A 17,386-nucleotide genomic window follows, 5' to 3' on the forward strand; every position below is an offset into this window, starting at 1 on the left:
GATTACTTACTACGACGGGCCCCGGGGTTATTTGGTTCCATGAAAGTTCGGAGCTGGCACATCGACGAGCCTGGCATGAATCGCCTGCTCAGCCGGTCAGCGCTTCGGTCAGTACCGGGACGGTCAGTTCCCGCTGCCATGGGCGGGCGCCGTGGCCGGCGAGTAGTTCCTCGACGTCTCCGTTGCCGTCCCAGTCCCAGCAGAGCCGCCGCACGATTTCCGGGGTGACGATGTTCTCCACGGGTACCGAGATCTGCTCGGAGAGCGCCGACAGGGCCGTGCGCGCGGCTTCCAGGCGGGCGTAGGCCTCGGGCTTGCGTCGCGACCACCGCGACACCGGCGGTGGCCCGGTGGTGGGTTCATTGACCGGCGGCGGGGCGTCTGCGTTGCGTGCCTTCGCCAGCGCTGCGAGCCATCGGTCGGCCTGCTGTTTCTGTCGGGGGCCGCCGAAGACCGGGAGAGCGATCAGTTCGTTGCGTGTCTTCGGATCTGCCATGGCAGCTTCCACGATTGCCGAATCGGGCAGTGTACGTCCAGGGGCCACATCGCGTGCCCGGGCCAGTTCGTCACGGCTGAGCCATAATTCGCGTACCGCCGCCAACTGTCCGGGCTTGCGAATCTTGTGGATTCCGGAGGTGCGACGCCAGTTGTCCCGTCGGGTCGCCGAGGCCGGTGTGTGCGCCAGGTACTCGAATTCCTGCCGGGCCCACTCGGTCTTGTCTTGTTCGGCCAGAACCTCGGCGATCTTCTCGCGTAGCTCGACGAGCACCTCGACGTCCAGCGCCGCGTAGTTGAGCCAATCGTCCGGTAGCGGACGTTTAGACCAGTCGGCGGCGCCATGTCCCTTGGCCAGGCCCAGCCCCAGCAGTCGATGGACCATCGCGGCCAGGTTCACCTTCTCGAAACCGGCCAGCCGCCCGGCCAATTCAGTGTCATAGAGCGACGGCGGTCTCATCTCCAGTTCGGCCAGGCAGGGCAGATCCTGGTCGGCGGCGTGCAAGATCCACTCGTCGGCACCCAGCACCTCGATGATTGGCCCGAGTGCGTCCGGAACGTTGGTCGGATCCAGCAGCACGGTTCCGGCTCCGCGTCGGCGAATCTGGATCAGGTAGGCCCGGTTGGAGTACCGGAATCCCGAAGCCCGCTCCGCGTCGACCGCAAATGCGCCCGTCCCGGATGCCAAACGTTTAGCCGCCATACGGATCTCATCCGTTGACGCGGTGATTGGCGGCACCCCTTCGGCGGGGCGAAGCAGTGGTGTCGGTTCGGGAAGCTCGGAGTCGTTGTCCATATCTGAGTCAGCAGCGTAGGCGCTAAGCGCGGTGGCGCGACCCCAGGTCGGTCACACCTACCGGTGGTAGGCCCGCCGCATGCTCCAACACCTCGCAGAATGCCTCGACGTGGGTTTCGATATCGGTACCGGTGGCGGTCCAGGACGCCCGCAGCTCCAACTGGTGAGCGCGCCCGGGGCCGGCGATATCGCCGTAACGGACCGAGGTGGTTGCGGTCACGGTTCCACCCAACGCCGTCAGATCTGTGGTGCGGGTGTTCAGGGCGTCCACGAGCCAGCTCCACGCAACTTCCGGTAGCAACGGGTCCACGGCCTCGGTGGCGTCCAGATCGGCCTGGATGTAGGCGACCAGCCGCATGGTGCCGTTCCACGCCTCATCACCCTCCGGGTCGTGCAGCAGGATTAGCCTGCCAAACGCATCACCTTCGGATTGTTCGGGCACGTTATCGGTGTCGAGGTGCTTGATTTCCGCGCCGAGCGCATAGCTGAACGGAGCCAATCGTTGCGGGGGACGAATAGTGCCCAGCTCGATCTCCGGACGCACGGTCACGGAGTTCATCGCGTCGACCGCCGCGCGGAACGGGGCTGGTTCGGCAGACGTCACAGCAATGGACGGTAGCGCGCTGGGCCGACATGCTCCCGCAGGCGCGCCGTGCAAGGTTGCCATGGCAGCATGGGCAGTGATGACCGGATTGAATGAAGATCGCGCGACGCAGGCAAAAACCCGTCGTGAGCTGCCGCTTTCTCCCTATCTGGCGGCTGCCGCCGGAAGAGCCCCCAGCCGCCCCCCGGTGTGGTTCATGCGGCAGGCCGGGCGTTCGCTGCCCGAGTACCGCGCGGTGCGCGCCGACCACGCCATGCTGGACGCTTGTTTTAATCCTGAACTGGTTTGCGAGATCACGCTCCAGCCGATCCGCCGGCACCAGGTTGATGCCGCCATCTTGTTCTCCGACATCGTGGTCCCGCTCAAGGCGGCCGGTATCGATCTGGACATCGTTCCGGATGTGGGGCCCGTGATCGCCAACCCGGTGCGCACCACCGCCGATGTGGCGAAGCTGCCGCGCCTGGAGCCCGGACAGGTCGAGGCCGTCAGTGATGCCGTGCGACTGCTGGTCGCCGAACTGGGCGCGACGCCACTGATCGGTTTTGCCGGTGCCCCCTTCACGCTGGCCTCCTATCTGGTCGAGGGCGGCCCGAGTCGTCACCATCAGCGCACCAAGGCGCTGCTGCAGGGCGACCCGCAGACCTGGCATGCGCTGATGACCGCGTTGACCGATGTCACCATCGCCTTCCTGCGTGCACAGCTCGACGCCGGTGTGGACGCGCTGCAACTGTTCGACTCGTGGGCCGGTGCGTTATCGCTGGCCGACTACCGTTCAGCTGTATTGCCGCACAGCACAAGGATTTTCGGTGAATTCGCGCATGAGGGCGTACCCATGACGCACTTCGGAGTGGGCACCGCCGAGCTATTGGGCGCCATGGGAGAGGCCGGCGCTACCGTGGTCGGTGTGGACTGGCGCACCCCGCTGGATGTGGCGGCGGGTCGGGTCGGCGCTGGAAAAGCCTTGCAGGGCAACCTCGATCCAGCAGTACTGCTGGCCGGGTGGCCGGTGGTGGAGCGCGAGGTGCGCCGGATTGTCGCCGAGGGCCGCCAGGCAGTGGCTGACGGTGCCGCGGGACATATCTTCAATCTGGGACACGGCGTGCTGCCGGATACCGATCCGGTAGTCCTCACCGATGCGGTGGCGCTGGTGCATTCGTTGTGACCTCAGCGGCACGGCCGTCCTCACCCTCCATTGCCGTTGTGGGGGGCGGTATTTCGGGGTTGACGGCGGCATATCGGCTGCGGTGTGAACTCGGCGATGGTCCGCGCATCACCGTGTACGACCCCGCCGAGCAGCTGGGTGGAATCCTTCGCACCATCACCCTGGGTGAGCATCGAGTTGATATCGGCGCCGAGGCATTTATCACCCGGCGCCCCGAGGTACTGGATCTCCTGGATGAACTGGGACTGGCGGACCGCCGGATCGATACCACCGGTGCGCGGCCGCTCATCTACGCCGGCGGCAGTCTGCACCCGCTGCCCGCGCGAACGGTGAACGGCATCCCGGCCTCGGGGTCTTCGGTGGTGGGCCTCGTCGACGAGGAGACCGTGGTGCGCATCGACAGCGAGCCTGAGCGCGATATGCACTGGACCGTGGGCGCCGATCCCACCGTTGCCGACCTGGTCTCGCTGCGATTCGGGCCGCAGGTGGTCGCGCGGCTCGTCGACCCCCTGCTCGGTGGGGTGTACGCGGGTTCGGCCGCGACGACTGGCCTGCGGACCGCCGCGCCCGGGATAGCCCGGGCCCTCGACGAGGGGGCCAGCAGCCTGCTGGTCGCCACCCGGCAAGCATTGCCGCCGATATCGGCCACCGGCATCTTCGGTGCCATCGACGGCGGCTACACGGTGCTGGTGGAAGAACTCTGGCGCCGCGCCCGCGCCGAACACCGGCGGCTCGCGGTGACCGGCATCGCGCGTGACGGTGAGAGCTGGGCGGTCACCGGCGTCGGCGCATCTGAGCACGCGGACGTGGTCGTTGTCGCGGTCCCCGCGCCTCGCGCCGCGGACATCCTCGATGCGGTGGCACCCGAATCGGCGGAGGCTGCGCGCGCCGTCCCGGTGGCGTCCTCGGTGGTCGTCGCACTGACGTTGCCCGGCGACGCCCCCATTCCGGCCAACTCCGGCGTGCTCGTCGCATCCGGAGAAGCTTTACACACCAAGGCCTTGACGTTCTCGACCGGCAAGTGGGGGATGCGCGGACGAAGCACCCAGGTGGTGCGTTTGTCCTACGGGCGTTTCGGCGACACCGTGGCGCGAGCCACCAGCGACGAGCAGCTGCTGCACTGGGCCGTCACCGACCTCGAAACCGTGCTGGGCGCGTCGGTGACGCCCATCGATACGGCGCTGGCCCGCTGGATCGACGCCATGCCCCAGTACGGACCCGGCCACGCTGACGTCGCCGACGCCATCCGCGGCGGGTTGCCGCCGGGGATCGCCGTGGCTGGCTCGTACCTGGACGGAATTGGAGTACCGGCTTGTGTGTCCTCCGCCTCTCGAGCGGCACAGGACAGCGTGGCACGATGGGGGCATGGCTAGCCTCGATTTCGACACCCTCAACTCGACCATTCGCTACCTGATGTTCTCGGTGTTCCAGGTGCGCGAAGGAGGATTGGGCGAGGATCGCGACGGCGCCGCCGACGAGGTGGCCACCCTGATCAAACGGCATGAGGACGATGGTGTCGTGGTTCGCGGCATCTACGACGTGGCAGGCCTGCGCGCCGACGCCGACTTCATGATCTGGTCGCACGCCGAGTCCATCGAGAAGCTGCAGGCGCTGTACAGCGATTTCCGTCGCACCACCGCCCTGGGCCGGGCCAGCACCCCGGTGTGGAGCAATGCGGCCCTGCACCGTCCGGCCGAGTTCAACAAGAGCCACATCCCGGCGTTTCTCGCGGGGGAGGAGCCCGGCGCCTACATCTGCGTGTATCCCTTTGTGCGGTCCTACGATTGGTACCTGCTGCCCGATGAGGAGCGGCGCAAGATGCTCGCCGATCACGGTATCGCCGCGCGTGCTTACAAGGATGTGCGTGCCAACACCGTGCCCGCCTTCGCGCTCGGCGACTACGAGTGGCTGCTGGCCTTCGAGGCACCCGAGCTGTATCGCATCGTCGACCTGATGCGCGATTTGCGTGCCACCGAGGCCCGGTTGCACGTGCGCGAGGAGACGCCGTTCTTTACCGGCCCGCGGGTCTCTGCCGAGGAACTCGTCGCCCGGCTTCCCTAGACCATTTCGCCGAGACCGAGGTTATGGCGAATTTGTGCGAGACGAAACCGCCACAACCTAGGTTTCGGCGGGCTGCAGGCGCAGAGAGATCGAGTTAATGCAGTAGCGCTGATCGGTAGGCGTGGGATAGCCCTCGCCCTCGAACACGTGCCCTAGGTGGCTGTGGCAGTTGGCGCACAGCACCTCGACCCGGCGCATGCCCAGCGACTTGTCCGGCTTCAGGATCACCGCATCCGAGTTGGCCGGGTCGAAGAACGACGGCCAGCCGCAATGGGATTCGAACTTCTCGGTGCTGCGGAACAGTTCGGCCCCGCATGCTCGGCAGGCGTACACGCCCTCGGTCTTGGTGTCGGTGTACTCACCGACGAAAGGGCGTTCGGTGCCGGCCCGGCGCAGCACCGCGAACTCGTCAGGAGTCAGTCGCTCCCGCCACTGTTCGTCGGTCAGATTCACCTTCGGGTCGTTCGATGTCGTCATCGTCCGCTGACTCCTTAGTGCCTATCGCCGCGCCCATCCAGTCTGGATCTAGCCCGCTATCCAGTGTGCCAGCGGCCTTGGCATCCCGATACCGAAGCACCAGCACCATCATCACGACGATGAGCAGCAGGCACCATCCGTAGGTGATCTTCAGATACTCCAGGGCGCGACCCGTGGTGGGCCAATGCACCAGCAGCCAGCGGTCCATGGAGAAGAACCCGTAGATCGCCAGCCAGGCCGGCCAATTCCGCAACACCGAATTGGGCAGCACGATCGTCATCACGAACGGGAACAGCGCCATCGAGTAGTAGCCCTGTCCCAGCCCCAGCAGCAGGAACGAGGCCGTCAGCACCACACCACCGGTGGTCAGCGCCCAGAACCGGGGGTCGCGGCGGCGGTAGTACTTGTAGAGGAGCCACACACTCGCCAGGGCGATCAGTAGGAACGCGATGCGCAGCACGGCGGTCAATGGTGCGGGAAGCCCGTAGTACACGGCGTTTCCGGCGATGGAGCTGTTGAAGTAATCGCGGGTTTCGCCCAGGTATTTCACGGTGCGCCGCAAGTAGTCCCAGCCGTCGACGATCCTGACCTTGTGCGGGCCGAACATCGCGACCGCGTTGAAGAACGCGGGGATGCCGAAAGCGGCGACGAACACCCGCCACTGCCGGTTGAGTAGCGGCAACAACAACAGCGGTAACAGCAGCGGTTTGATCACCAGTGTCAGCCCGATCGCGACACCGGCCAGCCAATCGGACTTCGCGTTCCCATTGAGCAGCCAGCGGAAGAACAGCACCTCGAGCAGCAGCATCACACCGTTGATGTTGGTGAAAACCAGTGTGTTAGTGACACTCTCGGTGCAGAACATGGCCAGCAGCAGCGCGGGCGCGGCGACCGAGGTCAGTGTGAAGTTGAACAGCCGCAGCAGGAAGTAGGCCGCGATCACGATGGCGACGGCGTTGATGCTGATGAACCAGTACCGCGACGCGTCAACGGGCAGATACCCGAACGGGGAGAGCAGCAGCGTGCCGCCGGGCGGATAGATGTAATGCGGATCGACGTAGCTGAAGTTCTCGTTGTACACCGGCTGGTGCCGTTTGAAGGCGATGACGGCCCGGTACACCGGCCCGAAGTCGTCGGTGATGTAGCCGTTGGTGCCCAGCACGTAGGCGCGGTGAATGATCGACATGATCGCGACGGGCCACAGCACCGACCGCAGGATCGTCGCGACCGATGGCGGTGCGGTCGGAGGTTTCAACGAGTTCTTGAAGCCCGAAATGAACGTATCGACTGACACCACGCAGGCACCGTACCTTGAGCGCCCGGTGCAGTTCCGGCAAGTACGACTAGGCCGGGCAGAACGTGTCGGTCTCGGGGAGCTTTCCGTCGTTGAGATATGCCAGGGCGGGTGGCTGCGCGCATCCGGTGTAGACAATCGCGCCGTGGCCGATGCCCTGCCACATGACGCGCTTGCTGGCCGCCTTGGCGTTGATGATCACCGCGGCGGTCGCCGAGACGCCCTCGCTGCCGGAGATCGGGTCGTGTTGTCCGCCCAGGATGAGCACGTTGATCTTCAGGTCCTGCGGAGGGTTCGGCTTGGATCCGCTGGGCCATTGCAGGCAGTTCACCAGTTCTAGGGCGGACGTGCGCCCGAACAGCGGGTACTGCTTGCCCCAGGCCACCACCAGCTCGCGTACCCGGTCGGGGGTGGGCCGTGCCAGCGAGTCACTGCACGAGTTCACGAACTGTCCGTCGGAATCGCGCAGCGCGTTGGCCCGGTCCACCAGCGGGGTGAGCGCGCCGCTATCGGGACCGCGCGCCGCGTTCAGCGCATTCGCGAGGTTCTGCACGACGGCGGTGCCGTCGCCGACCGGATATGCCAGCGCGGTGGTGATCGCCCTGACAACCGTCGCCCGCGACCACGGCAGTCCGCCGTTCTGAGCGCGGTTCAGCAGGTCGCCGACGGCACCCGCGGGATCGGGTCCCAGTGGGCAGTTGTTCGCCACACACTGGGCCGCGAATGCGTCGAATGCGGATTGCTGGCCCTTGAGTCGCTGCTCGGCGGCGGCCTCGGCGGTGATGTCGGCGGCCACCGGCGAGTCGAGCATCAGCCGGGCGACCTTGTTGGGATGGGATCCCGCGTACGCCAGTGCGACTCGGGCACCGCTGCCGATGCCGAGGAGCGCCAGGTTGGGCACATCCCATTGGGCGCGGAGCGCCTCCAGGTCTTCTGCGGCGTGCGCGTCGTTGTAGGCGGAGTCGCCGGGGGAGATGGTGTCGGTGCAGTTGGTGGTCGCGGTCTCGACGATCTTGCCCAGGCTCGCTACCGGATCGTCTCCGCCACGGTTTTGCGCCAAGTCCCGCATATCCCGCAGATCCCAGGTGTCACGGCACGTGATGGCATCGGATCGTCCGATACCGCGGCGATCGACCGCGACGACGGGACGTTGCCTGAGCACCTGTGCGCCGGGCCCGTTGAGCCATGTCGCCAGCTGCACCGAGGAGGGGAGATCCGAGCCGGTGGTGAACACCAGCGGGCCCGCGTCGGCAGGTGTCTGCGAGGTCTTGGCACGCACCGCGCCCAGGGTCACGCTGCCCGGTGCGCCGTTGATCGGATCCAGCGGGGCCTTGTACTCGGCGCATTCGAGCGTGAATGTCGGCGACGTGGTGATGTTGGCGCTGCCGAGCACCTCACGGGTGCAGTCCTGCCAGGACAGGTCGACCTTCGGTTTGTCGATGGACGGCGGGCCGTCCGGCGGTGCTGTGGTGGCGGGGCCGACATTTCCGTGGCCCTCGTCCATGGCGAAATGCGGTCCCGCCGAGGGGCCGGGAGCACACCCAGCCAGTATCACGGCAACCGCCATCGCCCCCGTCAGCCGTGCACGCATGCCGACCACAGTATCGGGTGAATGTTCCTCAAGCCCGGACGTGCCGCGTGAAGAGGTAGCCGTCCGCATCCGCGAGCAGCAACACCCGCCGCCATGACGTGAGTACTTCGGTGGGGCTGGACACGATCCGGGCCCCACCGCCGCCGACCGTGGTGGGCGCCACCGTCAGGCACAGCTCGTCGACGAGATCGGCCGCGAGCAGGGTGCCGAGCAATGACGGGCCGCCCTCACACAGCACCCGGGACAGACCGCGACGGTGCAGCTCTGCCAACGCGGCGCGCAGATCGACCTTCCCGGCATGCTCGGCGACGAGGACCTGTGCATCGGACACGCGGGAGGCGACGTTCGCTGCCCCGGCCGCTGTGGTCACCACGATGGGCGCGACCTCCGACTCGGTGAACAGGGGAGTGCTTGGGTCTACCGTTCCCGACCCCGTGACCACGGCAATCACCGGAACCTCACCCTGTCCACGGGCCTGGCGGCGCTGGCGCAGCCCGACCGGCAGATGCGCGCCGTGATAGCGCTCGGCCCGCACGGTGCCCGCCCCGACGAGAATCACATCGGCGTTGGCGCGCATGGCCGCGAACACCGCGCGATCGCCGTCGCCGCCAAGTCCACCGGACAATCCGGTCACCGTCGCCGCGCCGTCCAGGCTGCCAATCATGCTGGCGCGCACGCAAAGTGCATTGCCGTTGGGGTAGTCGTACAGGTTGGCCAGCTCGCTGGGATCCGCGGGTGTACCGGTGGTCAGCTGTGTGAGCTGTATCCCAGCTGGGCCCCGAATCGCCTCTTCACCGTCACTGTCGGCCACAAAGAGATCTCAACACGCCGTTACGCTGCCCGTGTGACTGATCCGCAATCCGGTGCCGCTCCGGGCCATTTCCCGTCGCTTCGCTCGCCCGGGAACCCCCAGCACCTTGCTGACCGGCACCCCACCGTCTCCAACGAGCGGCTGATTGCCCAGCTGGTGCCGCCTCCGACGTTCACTTCGGTGAGTTTCGACTCGTACCGGCCCGACCCCAACGAGCCGACGCAGGCCGCGGCGGTGGAATCGTGCCGCGCTTTCGCTCAGGAGGCGACGACCCGCCGTGCGGGTAAGAAGAAGCTGTTCGGCAAGCGCGAGGTACTGCCCGGGGTCGGGATCTATCTCGACGGCGGGTTCGGTGTCGGTAAGACGCACCTTTTGGCGTCGATCTATCACACCGTTCCCGGCCCCAAGGCGTTCGCGAGCTTCGGAGAATTGACGCAGGTAGCAGGAGTCTTCGGCTTCCTGGAGTGCATCGAGCTGCTGTCGGACTACACGGTGGTGTGCATCGACGAGTTCGAGCTGGATGACCCGGGCAACACCACGCTGGTGTCGCGGCTGCTCTCGGAGCTGGTGGCGCGCGGAGTGTCGATTGCCGCGACCTCCAACACGCTGCCCGAGCAGCTCGGTGAGGGTCGCTTCGCGGCACAGGACTTCCTGCGCGAGATCAACACGCTGTCGGCGATCTTCAACACCGTGCGGGTCGAGGGGCCCGATTACCGGCACCGCGACCTACCACCGGCTCCCGAGCCGCACACCGATGACGAGCTTCGTGGGCTGGCGGCATCTATTGATGGCGCTACCTTCGACCAGTTCGACGATCTATGCCGGCACTTGGCGAGCATGCATCCGTCGCGGTATCTGACGCTGATCGAAGGGGTGACAGCGGTGTTCATCGCGGGCGTGGAGCAGGTGCACGATCAGGCGGTGGCGCTGCGGATCGTTGCCCTGACGGATCGCCTGTACGACGCGGGCATCCCGGTCGAGGCCTCGGGGGCGAAGCTGGACACGATCTTCGATGACGAGATGGTGGCCGGCGGTTTCCGCAAGAAATACTTGCGCGCCACCTCACGGCTACTGGCGCTCAGCGCGGCGCCGCTACCGAGTTCTCTATGACCCGCTGCATCACGTAGTCGTTCTCCAGACGCTCGCCCACCTGGAATGTTTTGGTACCGCTGCGGTTGAAGCCGTGCTTGGCGTAAAAGCGCTGTGCGCGTTCATTTTCCTGGTTGACGCCCAGCCAGACTCCCGTCGCGCCGCGCGCGGCGGCTTCGGCAAGGGCCGCGTCCATCAGCGCGCCCGCCACCCCTGCCTGATGGAATTCGGGCAGCACATACATCTTGGAGAGCTGCATCGCGGGCCGCAGGGTGACGGCCCGCTGCACGTCGGGATCCTCGGCGACGCCGTCCACGAGCATCGCGTACCCGACGATGACGCCGTTCTCACGTGCTGCCAGTACCCGGTGCTCTCGGATGTACTCGTCGAAGTTGCTCGTGCTGAGGTTGGCGGCGATGAATGCCGCGATGTCCTCCGGCGTTGAGGAGGGTGGACATGCGAGTGGGAAGGTGCGGGCGGCGACGGCCGCGACTTCTGCGCTGTCGGCAGCCGTCGCGGTGCTGACCTGAATCGGCATGACCGGCACGCTACCTATACTTGGCGCGGTTCCGAGACTGCGACCCATGTTGATGACCAACCCTGAGGAGCACCATATGACGCGGCGCGTGACGGCCTTCGGCGAGATTCGTGACGCCGTGGTGGGGCAGGGCCTGCGCACACTCGCCCGCACCACACCCTGGGTGGAAACCGAGCTGGTGGGTATCGCGCAGGTGGTCAAGCCCGCGGATGTGTGCCTGGACGTGGGTGCGGCTGCCGGTTTCTATACGGCGGAGCTGGCGCGTCTGGTGGGTGCCGACGGTCTGGTGTACAGCCTGGAGCCGCTGCGGTTTGCCCACGCCACCTCGTCGGCGGCCCTGGGTCTGCGCAGTGCGCAGAACGTGCGTCGGCACGCCGTGGCGCTGGGTACCAATCCTGGTGAACAGGTCATGAGCGTTCCGCTGCGCAACGGCAAGCCCATTACCGGCCGGTCCTTTGTCGATGCCGGGGCCGACGGGCTGGGCTCAAACGCCGAGTTCGATGAGCACATCCGGGTGGTTGTCGACACCGAGACGTTCGACGGGTTCTGTGACCGGCTGAGCATCAAGCGGATCGATTTCGTGAAGATCGATGTCGAGGGCGCCGAACTCGACGTTCTGGTCAGCGGCGAGAAGACCCTTGAGCGCACCCGACCGGCAATGATGCTGGAGGTCGAAGATCGCCACATGGAGCGGTTCGGGCGCACCGCCGAGGACATTGTCGCGTGGTTCACGGCGCGGGATTACCGGATGTCTGTGTGGAGCGCCGACTCCTGGCGGCCCGTGGACAAGGTCACTGAGACCTTCCGGAATTACCTGTTCCAGCCCCGCTGAGCAGCTCGCGCGCGATGTCTCAGAGGTCCCACTGGGCCAGGTGAACCTGGGTTTGAGCCGACCGCAGCACGATGTGGCGCACCGGCCCGCGGTAGACATCCCAGTACACCGCTCCGCTCACGGTCGAACCCTGCGGGGCGTTGCGCAGCGCGTAGTTCAGATCGTCAGGCTCATCGGTGCGCTGGGGCTCGTAGGCATCGCCGGTCTCCGGTGAGATGCCGCCCAGCTTGAGTGCCATCAGCAACGCGTACGCGTTGGGCACCTTGGTCGGCCGGATGGTGACGTACGCCTTCCAGATGATGCCGCGCGGGGGAGCCATTCCGGCAGGAATACCGGTGGGTTCGATGTTGTGCACGGTGACGTCGGCGCCGATGGTGCCGTAATCGAAATGCAGCGTCTCGCCGATGTGCCCGATGGGCGCCACGCGCTCGGGTTGCGCAGTCGCGGCCGGTGCCCAGGCCATGGCGATGGCGGCGAGGACGGCGAGGAGCTGGAGAGCGGGGCGTAGACGCACCCAGCGATCTTGGCACACGCCGTACCGGGGACGGTGCCACATGGCTCTTCCGTATTCGCCCGGTAGGAAGTCGCCGACGACCTACCATGTCCTGATTGGAGCGGTCCGCCAAGCCATGAGGGGACGTGAGGATGCGCGTATTGGTCACGGGCGGTACCGGATTCGTGGGCGGATGGACGGCGAAGGCTATTGCCGATGCCGGGCATCAGGTCCGTTTTCTGGTGCGTAAGGAAGCCCGGTTGCACACCACGGTGGCGACGCTGGGGGTCGACGTATCCGACTACACCGTCGGCGATATCACCGACCGGGAGTCGGTCGAGACCGCGCTCGACGGGTGCGATGCGGTGCTGCACAGCGCGGCCATGGTCAGCACCGATCCCACCGAGGCCGATCGGATGATGGCCATCAATCTGGAGGGCACCCAGAACGTTCTTGGCACGGCTGTTGATCGTGGTCTGGACCCGATAGTGCACGTTTCGAGCATCACCGCGCTGTTCCGGCCCGGTCTGCGGACGTTCGCGGCCGACCTGCCCGCGGCGGGAGGCAGCGACGGATACGGGCAGTCCAAGGCGCGGGTCGAGCTCTATGTGCGCGAGCTGCAGGCCGCTGGCGCACCGGTGACCATCACCTACCCGGGCATGGTGCTCGGCCCTCCCGCCGGGGATCAGTTCGGCGAGGCGGCCGAGGGCGTGCGCTGGGCCCTGTTGATGAGGTCGGTCCCGGGACGCAGTGCGGCATGGTTGGTGGTCGACGTCCGGGACCTGGCCGCGTTGCACGCCGCTCTGTTGGAGACCGGGCACGGCCCCCGGCGCTACACCGCGGGGGGCTATCGGCTGGAGGTGGATGAGCTGGTGAATCTGTTGACCGAGGCGGCGGGCAGCACGGTGCTGGCCGTTCCGGTGCCTGATTCCGTGCTGCGTGTGGCGGGAACGGTGATGGATCAGCTCGGCCGGTATGTGCCGCTGGGTACCCCGATGACCGAGGCAGGCATGCAGTACTACACACAGATGCCCGCGTCTGACGACTCGCCCAGCGAGCGTGAACTCGGGATAACCTACCGCGATCCGGGAGAAACTTTGGCGGACACCATCATTGCGTTGCGCAGACAGAAGGCCACCTCGAAGTTGTTTGGCTTATGGCCCTTCTCCGAATAGAGCGCACCACCGCGCTGCCCGTCGCCGAAGCGTTCGCGCGTATCACCGACTGGCCGCGGCATAGCGAGCACATCCCCCTGACAACGGTGTCGGTGACGAGCGATCCGCCGGCGCGGGTCGGCACCACATTTGTGGGGCGAACAGGGCTAGGGGCCATAGGTTTTGACGACCCGATGACAGTTACCCGATGGGAGCCGCCGCGATCGGGGAGTCCCGGCCGTTGCCGATTGGAGAAGACGGGGAGCCTTATCCTGGGGTGGGCCGAGATCGAGGTACGTGCCCAGGGCAGTGGTGCACGCGTGATCTGGACCGAGGATGTGAACATTCGAGGTCTGCCCCGGGTCTTCGACCGATTGGCGAAGATGGGCGGGCAGTGGATGTTCGGCCGCGCGATCGACGGATTGTTGCGCTAACGCTCGGCGCGCCACTTGGCGATGGCGGTTCCGATCTCCGTGGCGGGTGGCTCGCCGTAGATCCATTCGCGGGCGATGCGATGCCAGTTGCCGGTGACATTGAGCTGTCCGAGTACGCCGAAGGTGTAGAAATCCGCACGGCGCGAGAAGATGTGCTCGGGAGGCAGGTTTTGGCGGCGCATTCCGGAGAACTCGCCGGAACGCGGGTCGACGGCGAGAATCATTGCACTGGAGGCAATTTCCGGGGTAATGGTCATCTCCTCGTCGACGAGGTTCCACCCCGAAGCCGCGTGGCAGTACTCCAGACAGTCCTGAGGGCTGACGTCTGCATGCGGGTCGATGATCCCGCGCGCCACCATCGCCTGATACATGTCCTCGGCGCGGCCCTCGGTGGCGGCGCGCATGATGTGTCGTTCGAAGTCAACGTGTTCGGGGTTCATCCGGTTGTACAAGCCGAAGTCCACAAATCCCAGGGTGCCGTTGGCCGCCCGCAGGATGTTCCCCGGGTGCGGGTCGCCACAGAAGTCGTTGTCCTGGAACAGCGATCCGATATAGAACCGGAAAATCAGCTCACCGATCCGGTTGCGCTCGTCGTCGGGGAGCGTCTGCATGACAGGGAACGACTGGCCGTCCAGGAACTCCGTCACGAGAACCTGTGATGTGCACAATTCGGAGACACAGTCGGGGATCACGATGAAGGGGTGCCCGCGATAGCGTTCGGCGATCTCGTGTTGCGTGCGTGCCTCTCGCAGGTAATCGAGTTCGCTTTCCAAATTCATGGAGATCTCTTCCATGAAGGCCGAATTCGACAGCGTCGGTACCGCTTTGCGCCAGAACTTGGTAAAGAGTGCAAGATTCTGCATGTCTGCGCGTACCGCGTCGTCCACGCCAGGGTACTTGACTTTCACCGCGACCTCGCGGTTGTCGTGCAGCACTGCCCGGTATACCTGGCCGATGGACGCCGCGGCGACCGGAGTCTCGTCGAAATCGCGGAAGTTCTTGTTCAGCTTGCCCAGATTGGACTCGATGATCGGCAGCATCACCGTGAAGGGCTCACGTGGAGCCTGATCGCGCAGCCGGGCCAATTTCTGCCGGAAGCGTTCGCGATGGGCCTCCGGCACCATGTCGACTTCCAGCATCGAAAGCAGCTGGCCGAGCTTCATCGCCGAACCTTTGAGGCTGCCGAGCACGGTTACGAGCTGATCGGCAGCCTGCAGGGTGGATCGTTCCGCGAGCAGCGCGCGCGCCTTTTCGGATCGCCCGATCATGGAGATGCGATTGCTTGCGGTACGCACCGCCTGCCCGGCCGCCAGCTTGCCCAGCGCCCGGCCGCGGGTGATGCGTGCCAGGGGTACCCCGTCGGTCATGCGGTGCCCCCGCGTGTGCTGGTGAATGCCAGATGTAGCGGCTGGTCCGGATCAAGCGTCAGGCCGTTGAACTCGGCGATGGAGGCGGCCAGTCCGGACAGCACGGTGGTCAGGTACTCCACGAACCTCTCGATAGGCATTGGTTCGGCACGTTGCTGATTGGGGCCCAGGAACCATTCGGTGGCGGTGCCGATGGCGCCCGCGGCAGAGGTGACTGCAAGGTCGGCATCGTCGATGTCCACCGTCTCGTCGTCGATCGCGTTCGACAGTATCTCCGCGATGTCGTGCGTCATCTGCTGCGCGGTCTCCACCAGACGCTCGGTGCCGTCACTGGAATTGACGAAGTGACCATGCACGATGAAGCGCAACACGTTCGGGTGATCGGAGATCATTCGGGCGTACTCGTTGGCACCATGCTCAACCAACTCGCGAGCCGAGTCGGTCATCAGATTGATCCGGTCCATGGCCGCGTTCCACACCATGTCCTGCACGCGTTCCAGTACGGCGCTGTGCAGATCGGCCTTGTCTTCGAAGTACCGATACAGCTTGGGTTTGGCGACTCCGGCCTCGCGGGCGATATCGTCCATGCTGACGGTGGAGCCGGTCGCGTCGATGGCGCGAAAAGCGGCGTCTAACAATTCTTCTCGGGCAACCTTGCGGCGGTCGCCACGCCGCGCGGCGCCGGGGCCGACTTTCGACGCGATGGCTGTACTCACACTCTCCACGCCTCTCATCACCAGTGATGGTACGTGTGCCAGGCCCGTGGTTCGCCGGTTCGGACGACACACGTCTGCTGCCTATTGTGCTCACGCGGTGCGATATGGATACTACCAGTAGTACTCAGAGTACTATCGTGAATCGCCAGGTCAGACGTCAATGGAGACGTCTCAGGAAGGAGTTCCGTCATGGCTGTTGTCGAGCAGGGCCGGCGAGGTGTCGCGGCACGCGAGTTGCCCAAGGTGCGCCGGATGAACTTCCGGTTCGGTGAGCCGGTTCCCATGAAGAAGCACTATGTCGAGGGCGACATCGTCTTCAGTCACTTGGTTTCGCTGCTTTCCGGTGCGTTTCCTCCCGGCGAGGAATCCTTCATCAGGTCCGTGCGCAACTACGCCGATCAGATCACCGACCCGGTGTTGAAGAAGCGGGTCGCGGGCTTCATCGGGCAGGAGGCCATGCACGGCCGTGAACATCGCAAGCTCAACGAGAAGATCATCGATATGGGCTACCCCTTGGTCCGGATCATGAATTTCGAGGAGGGCAGCCGGCGCGAGAAGTTCCTCATCGCGCTGGAGAAACGCGCACCCAAAATTGCGCACCTGGCCATGACGGCGGCCGCCGAGCACTACACGGCGGTATTGGCTCAGCGGGTGCTTTCCAGTGCTGAGCTACAAGAGATTCCGATGTCCGAAGAGATTCACCACCTGCTGAACTGGCACGCCATGGAGGAGATGGAGCATAAGTCGGTCGCCTTCGATGTGTATCGCTCGGTGGGTGGCCCGGAGTCGGTACGCATCGGTGTGATGTCACTGATCTGGGCGGGCACGCTGCCCTTGATGACGCTGGCCGTTCTGGCATCGATCCTCACCGATCCGAGTGGATGGAAGCCGTTGGCGGTGCTGCGGCAGACCATCGATGTGTACCGCGGCCCGCTGGTCAAGGGCTTGATGCGGGATATTGCCGAATACATGCGGCCTGGATTCCATCCGGACGATGTGGATACCGAGGAGCTGCTCGAAAAGTGGCAGGGAATCCTTTTCGGTTCTGAGGGTGAGCTGAATGATCGACTGCCGGGTCGTCGCGCGGTGGGCCAGTGACGGCCGAAGCGATCCGAGTCGCCAGTAGCGATGTCGCCGGGAGCACCGTCCTGGAGGTCGAAATCTACGGCAGTACACACGTTCTGGACTGGCCGCCGGGTAAGAAGCTGCTCGACGTGTTGCTGGATGCGGGCATCGACGCGCCGTACGTGTGTCGCGAATCCGCCTGCGCCACCTGCATGTGCTCGGTGCGATCGGGCAAGACGAGGATGCTGATGAACGAGTCTCTCATCGACAGCGAGGTGGCCGAGGGGTTCACGCTGGCGTGCCAGACGCTCCCGGAATCCGATCGGGTGCACATCTTCTTCGATGCGTGAGCAAGGACCTCGCGCGTTGTGGCGCACCCGCGAAGGCGCAGCCGGGCCTTCACGGGT

At 65.5% G+C, this 17,386-nt stretch carries 19 protein-coding genes; 9 read left to right on the forward strand and 10 right to left on the reverse strand.

Going from position 1 to position 17,386, the window contains the following annotated elements:
• Positions 1-88 precede the first annotated feature (88 nt).
• The gene (locus AOT87_RS13880) at positions 89-1,291 is read right to left on the reverse strand and encodes a ribonuclease D (RefSeq protein ID WP_057966719.1); all 1,203 of its coding nucleotides are present in this window, start codon (positions 1,289-1,291) and stop codon (positions 89-91) included.
• A 22-nt stretch (positions 1,292-1,313) separates the two neighbouring features.
• Positions 1,314-1,895, reverse strand: a complete 582-nt coding sequence (locus tag AOT87_RS13885) for a DUF3000 domain-containing protein (RefSeq protein ID WP_044103959.1) — start codon at positions 1,893-1,895, stop codon at positions 1,314-1,316.
• A 61-nt stretch (positions 1,896-1,956) separates the two neighbouring features.
• Here AOT87_RS13885 and hemE point away from each other — a divergent pair, with 61 nt between their 5' ends.
• Genes hemE through hemQ form a run of 3 tightly spaced genes read left to right on the forward strand, consistent with a single transcriptional unit; the run spans position 1,957 to position 5,118 of the window.
• On the forward strand, positions 1,957-3,057 hold the full coding sequence (gene hemE / locus AOT87_RS13890; protein WP_165589974.1) for a uroporphyrinogen decarboxylase: 1,101 nt from the start codon (positions 1,957-1,959) through the stop codon (positions 3,055-3,057).
• On the forward strand, positions 3,054-4,430 hold the full coding sequence (locus tag AOT87_RS13895) for a protoporphyrinogen oxidase (RefSeq protein WP_057966718.1): 1,377 nt from the start codon (positions 3,054-3,056) through the stop codon (positions 4,428-4,430). Before hemE ends, AOT87_RS13895 begins: the two co-directional genes overlap by 4 nt.
• On the forward strand, positions 4,423-5,118 hold the full coding sequence (hemQ, locus tag AOT87_RS13900; RefSeq protein WP_030093762.1) for a hydrogen peroxide-dependent heme synthase: 696 nt from the start codon (positions 4,423-4,425) through the stop codon (positions 5,116-5,118). The genes AOT87_RS13895 and hemQ overlap by 8 nt, the downstream gene beginning before the upstream one ends.
• Positions 5,119-5,175: 57 nt before the next feature.
• Here the strand turns inward: hemQ and msrB are convergent, their stop codons facing one another.
• From msrB to AOT87_RS13920, 4 genes are read right to left on the reverse strand one after another with little or no spacing between them, the layout of a single operon-like run.
• Entirely contained in the window at positions 5,176-5,571 is a 396-nt protein-coding gene (msrB, locus tag AOT87_RS13905) for a peptide-methionine (R)-S-oxide reductase MsrB (RefSeq protein WP_198528396.1), read from the reverse strand.
• A complete protein-coding gene (locus AOT87_RS13910) occupies positions 5,528-6,892 on the reverse strand; it encodes a glycosyltransferase family 87 protein (protein WP_057966716.1) in 1,365 nt (454 codons plus the stop codon). Before AOT87_RS13910 ends, msrB begins: the two co-directional genes overlap by 44 nt.
• Positions 6,893-6,938: 46 nt before the next feature.
• Positions 6,939-8,480 carry an alpha/beta hydrolase gene (locus AOT87_RS13915; protein ID WP_057966721.1) on the reverse strand — a complete coding sequence of 514 codons (1,542 nt, stop codon included), beginning with the start codon at positions 8,478-8,480 and terminating at the stop codon, positions 6,939-6,941.
• 28 nt (positions 8,481-8,508) lie between these two features.
• On the reverse strand, positions 8,509-9,291 hold the full coding sequence (locus AOT87_RS13920) for a pyrimidine reductase family protein (protein WP_057966715.1): 783 nt from the start codon (positions 9,289-9,291) through the stop codon (positions 8,509-8,511).
• Between the two features lie 33 nt (positions 9,292-9,324).
• On the opposite strand from AOT87_RS13920, the gene zapE reads away from it, so the two are divergent.
• Positions 9,325-10,401, forward strand: a complete 1,077-nt coding sequence (zapE, locus tag AOT87_RS13925; protein WP_057966714.1) for a cell division protein ZapE — start codon at positions 9,325-9,327, stop codon at positions 10,399-10,401.
• On the opposite strand, the gene AOT87_RS13930 is transcribed toward zapE, so the two are convergent.
• Complete coding sequence (locus AOT87_RS13930) at positions 10,370-10,918, reverse strand: GNAT family N-acetyltransferase (RefSeq protein ID WP_057966713.1); 549 nt, start codon at positions 10,916-10,918, stop codon at positions 10,370-10,372. The two genes, zapE and AOT87_RS13930, sit on opposite strands and share 32 nt — an antisense overlap.
• 76 nt (positions 10,919-10,994) lie before the next feature.
• Between AOT87_RS13930 and AOT87_RS13935 the strand changes: the two genes are divergently transcribed.
• Complete coding sequence (locus AOT87_RS13935; protein ID WP_057966720.1) at positions 10,995-11,750, forward strand: FkbM family methyltransferase; 756 nt, start codon at positions 10,995-10,997, stop codon at positions 11,748-11,750.
• A 19-nt stretch (positions 11,751-11,769) separates the two neighbouring features.
• Here AOT87_RS13935 and AOT87_RS13940 read toward each other — a convergent pair whose 3' ends face one another.
• The gene (locus AOT87_RS13940; RefSeq protein WP_109398783.1) at positions 11,770-12,264 is read right to left on the reverse strand and encodes a DUF1942 domain-containing protein; all 495 of its coding nucleotides are present in this window, start codon (positions 12,262-12,264) and stop codon (positions 11,770-11,772) included.
• A 131-nt stretch (positions 12,265-12,395) separates the two neighbouring features.
• Between AOT87_RS13940 and AOT87_RS13945 the strand changes: the two genes are divergently transcribed.
• Positions 12,396-13,418 carry an SDR family NAD(P)-dependent oxidoreductase gene (locus AOT87_RS13945; protein WP_057966711.1) on the forward strand — a complete coding sequence of 341 codons (1,023 nt, stop codon included), beginning with the start codon at positions 12,396-12,398 and terminating at the stop codon, positions 13,416-13,418.
• A complete protein-coding gene (locus AOT87_RS13950) occupies positions 13,400-13,831 on the forward strand; it encodes an Immediate-early protein 2 (RefSeq protein WP_057966710.1) in 432 nt (143 codons plus the stop codon). Before AOT87_RS13945 ends, AOT87_RS13950 begins: the two co-directional genes overlap by 19 nt.
• On the opposite strand, the gene AOT87_RS13955 is transcribed toward AOT87_RS13950, so the two are convergent.
• Together AOT87_RS13955 and AOT87_RS13960 are read right to left on the reverse strand one after the other, a co-directional pair.
• Positions 13,828-15,198 (reverse strand): AarF/ABC1/UbiB kinase family protein, encoded by a 1,371-nt coding sequence (locus AOT87_RS13955; protein ID WP_057966709.1) that lies wholly within the window; start codon positions 15,196-15,198, stop codon positions 13,828-13,830. The genes AOT87_RS13950 and AOT87_RS13955 overlap by 4 nt on opposite strands.
• Positions 15,195-15,923: a TetR/AcrR family transcriptional regulator gene (locus AOT87_RS13960; RefSeq protein WP_030093748.1), complete on the reverse strand. Its 729-nt coding sequence runs from the start codon at positions 15,921-15,923 to the stop codon at positions 15,195-15,197. The genes AOT87_RS13955 and AOT87_RS13960 overlap by 4 nt, the downstream gene beginning before the upstream one ends.
• 180 nt (positions 15,924-16,103) lie before the next feature.
• Between AOT87_RS13960 and AOT87_RS13965 the strand changes: the two genes are divergently transcribed.
• Both AOT87_RS13965 and AOT87_RS13970 read left to right on the forward strand, forming a co-directional pair.
• Positions 16,104-17,012 carry a metal-dependent hydrolase gene (locus AOT87_RS13965; RefSeq protein WP_030093747.1) on the forward strand — a complete coding sequence of 303 codons (909 nt, stop codon included), beginning with the start codon at positions 16,104-16,106 and terminating at the stop codon, positions 17,010-17,012.
• The gene (locus AOT87_RS13970) at positions 17,009-17,329 is read left to right on the forward strand and encodes a 2Fe-2S iron-sulfur cluster binding domain-containing protein (RefSeq protein ID WP_030093746.1); all 321 of its coding nucleotides are present in this window, start codon (positions 17,009-17,011) and stop codon (positions 17,327-17,329) included. The genes AOT87_RS13965 and AOT87_RS13970 overlap by 4 nt, the downstream gene beginning before the upstream one ends.
• Positions 17,330-17,386: the final 57 nt, after the last annotated feature.

The organism is Mycobacteroides sp. H003, assembly GCF_001440135.1.
Lineage (GTDB): Bacteria > Actinomycetota > Actinomycetes > Mycobacteriales > Mycobacteriaceae > Mycobacterium > Mycobacterium gwanakae.

What these genes read in the sequence shown, in the direction of transcription:
- AOT87_RS13915 (WP_057966721.1), bottom strand. Translation starts at nt 8,480, where the DNA reads ATGCGTGCACGGCTGACGGGGGCGATGGCGGTTGCCGTGATACTGGCT.
- AOT87_RS13945 (WP_057966711.1), top strand. Translation starts at nt 12,396, where the DNA reads ATGCGCGTATTGGTCACGGGCGGTACCGGATTCGTGGGCGGATGGACG.
- hemQ (WP_030093762.1), top strand. Translation starts at nt 4,423, where the DNA reads ATGGCTAGCCTCGATTTCGACACCCTCAACTCGACCATTCGCTACCTG.
- AOT87_RS13930 (WP_057966713.1), bottom strand. Translation starts at nt 10,918, where the DNA reads ATGCCGATTCAGGTCAGCACCGCGACGGCTGCCGACAGCGCAGAAGTC.
- AOT87_RS13880 (WP_057966719.1), bottom strand. Translation starts at nt 1,291, where the DNA reads ATGGACAACGACTCCGAGCTTCCCGAACCGACACCACTGCTTCGCCCC.
- AOT87_RS13955 (WP_057966709.1), bottom strand. Translation starts at nt 15,198, where the DNA reads ATGACCGACGGGGTACCCCTGGCACGCATCACCCGCGGCCGGGCGCTG.
- AOT87_RS13950 (WP_057966710.1), top strand. Translation starts at nt 13,400, where the DNA reads ATGGCCCTTCTCCGAATAGAGCGCACCACCGCGCTGCCCGTCGCCGAA.
- hemE (WP_165589974.1), top strand. Translation starts at nt 1,957, where the DNA reads ATGGCAGCATGGGCAGTGATGACCGGATTGAATGAAGATCGCGCGACG.
- AOT87_RS13965 (WP_030093747.1), top strand. Translation starts at nt 16,104, where the DNA reads ATGGCTGTTGTCGAGCAGGGCCGGCGAGGTGTCGCGGCACGCGAGTTG.
- AOT87_RS13935 (WP_057966720.1), top strand. Translation starts at nt 10,995, where the DNA reads ATGACGCGGCGCGTGACGGCCTTCGGCGAGATTCGTGACGCCGTGGTG.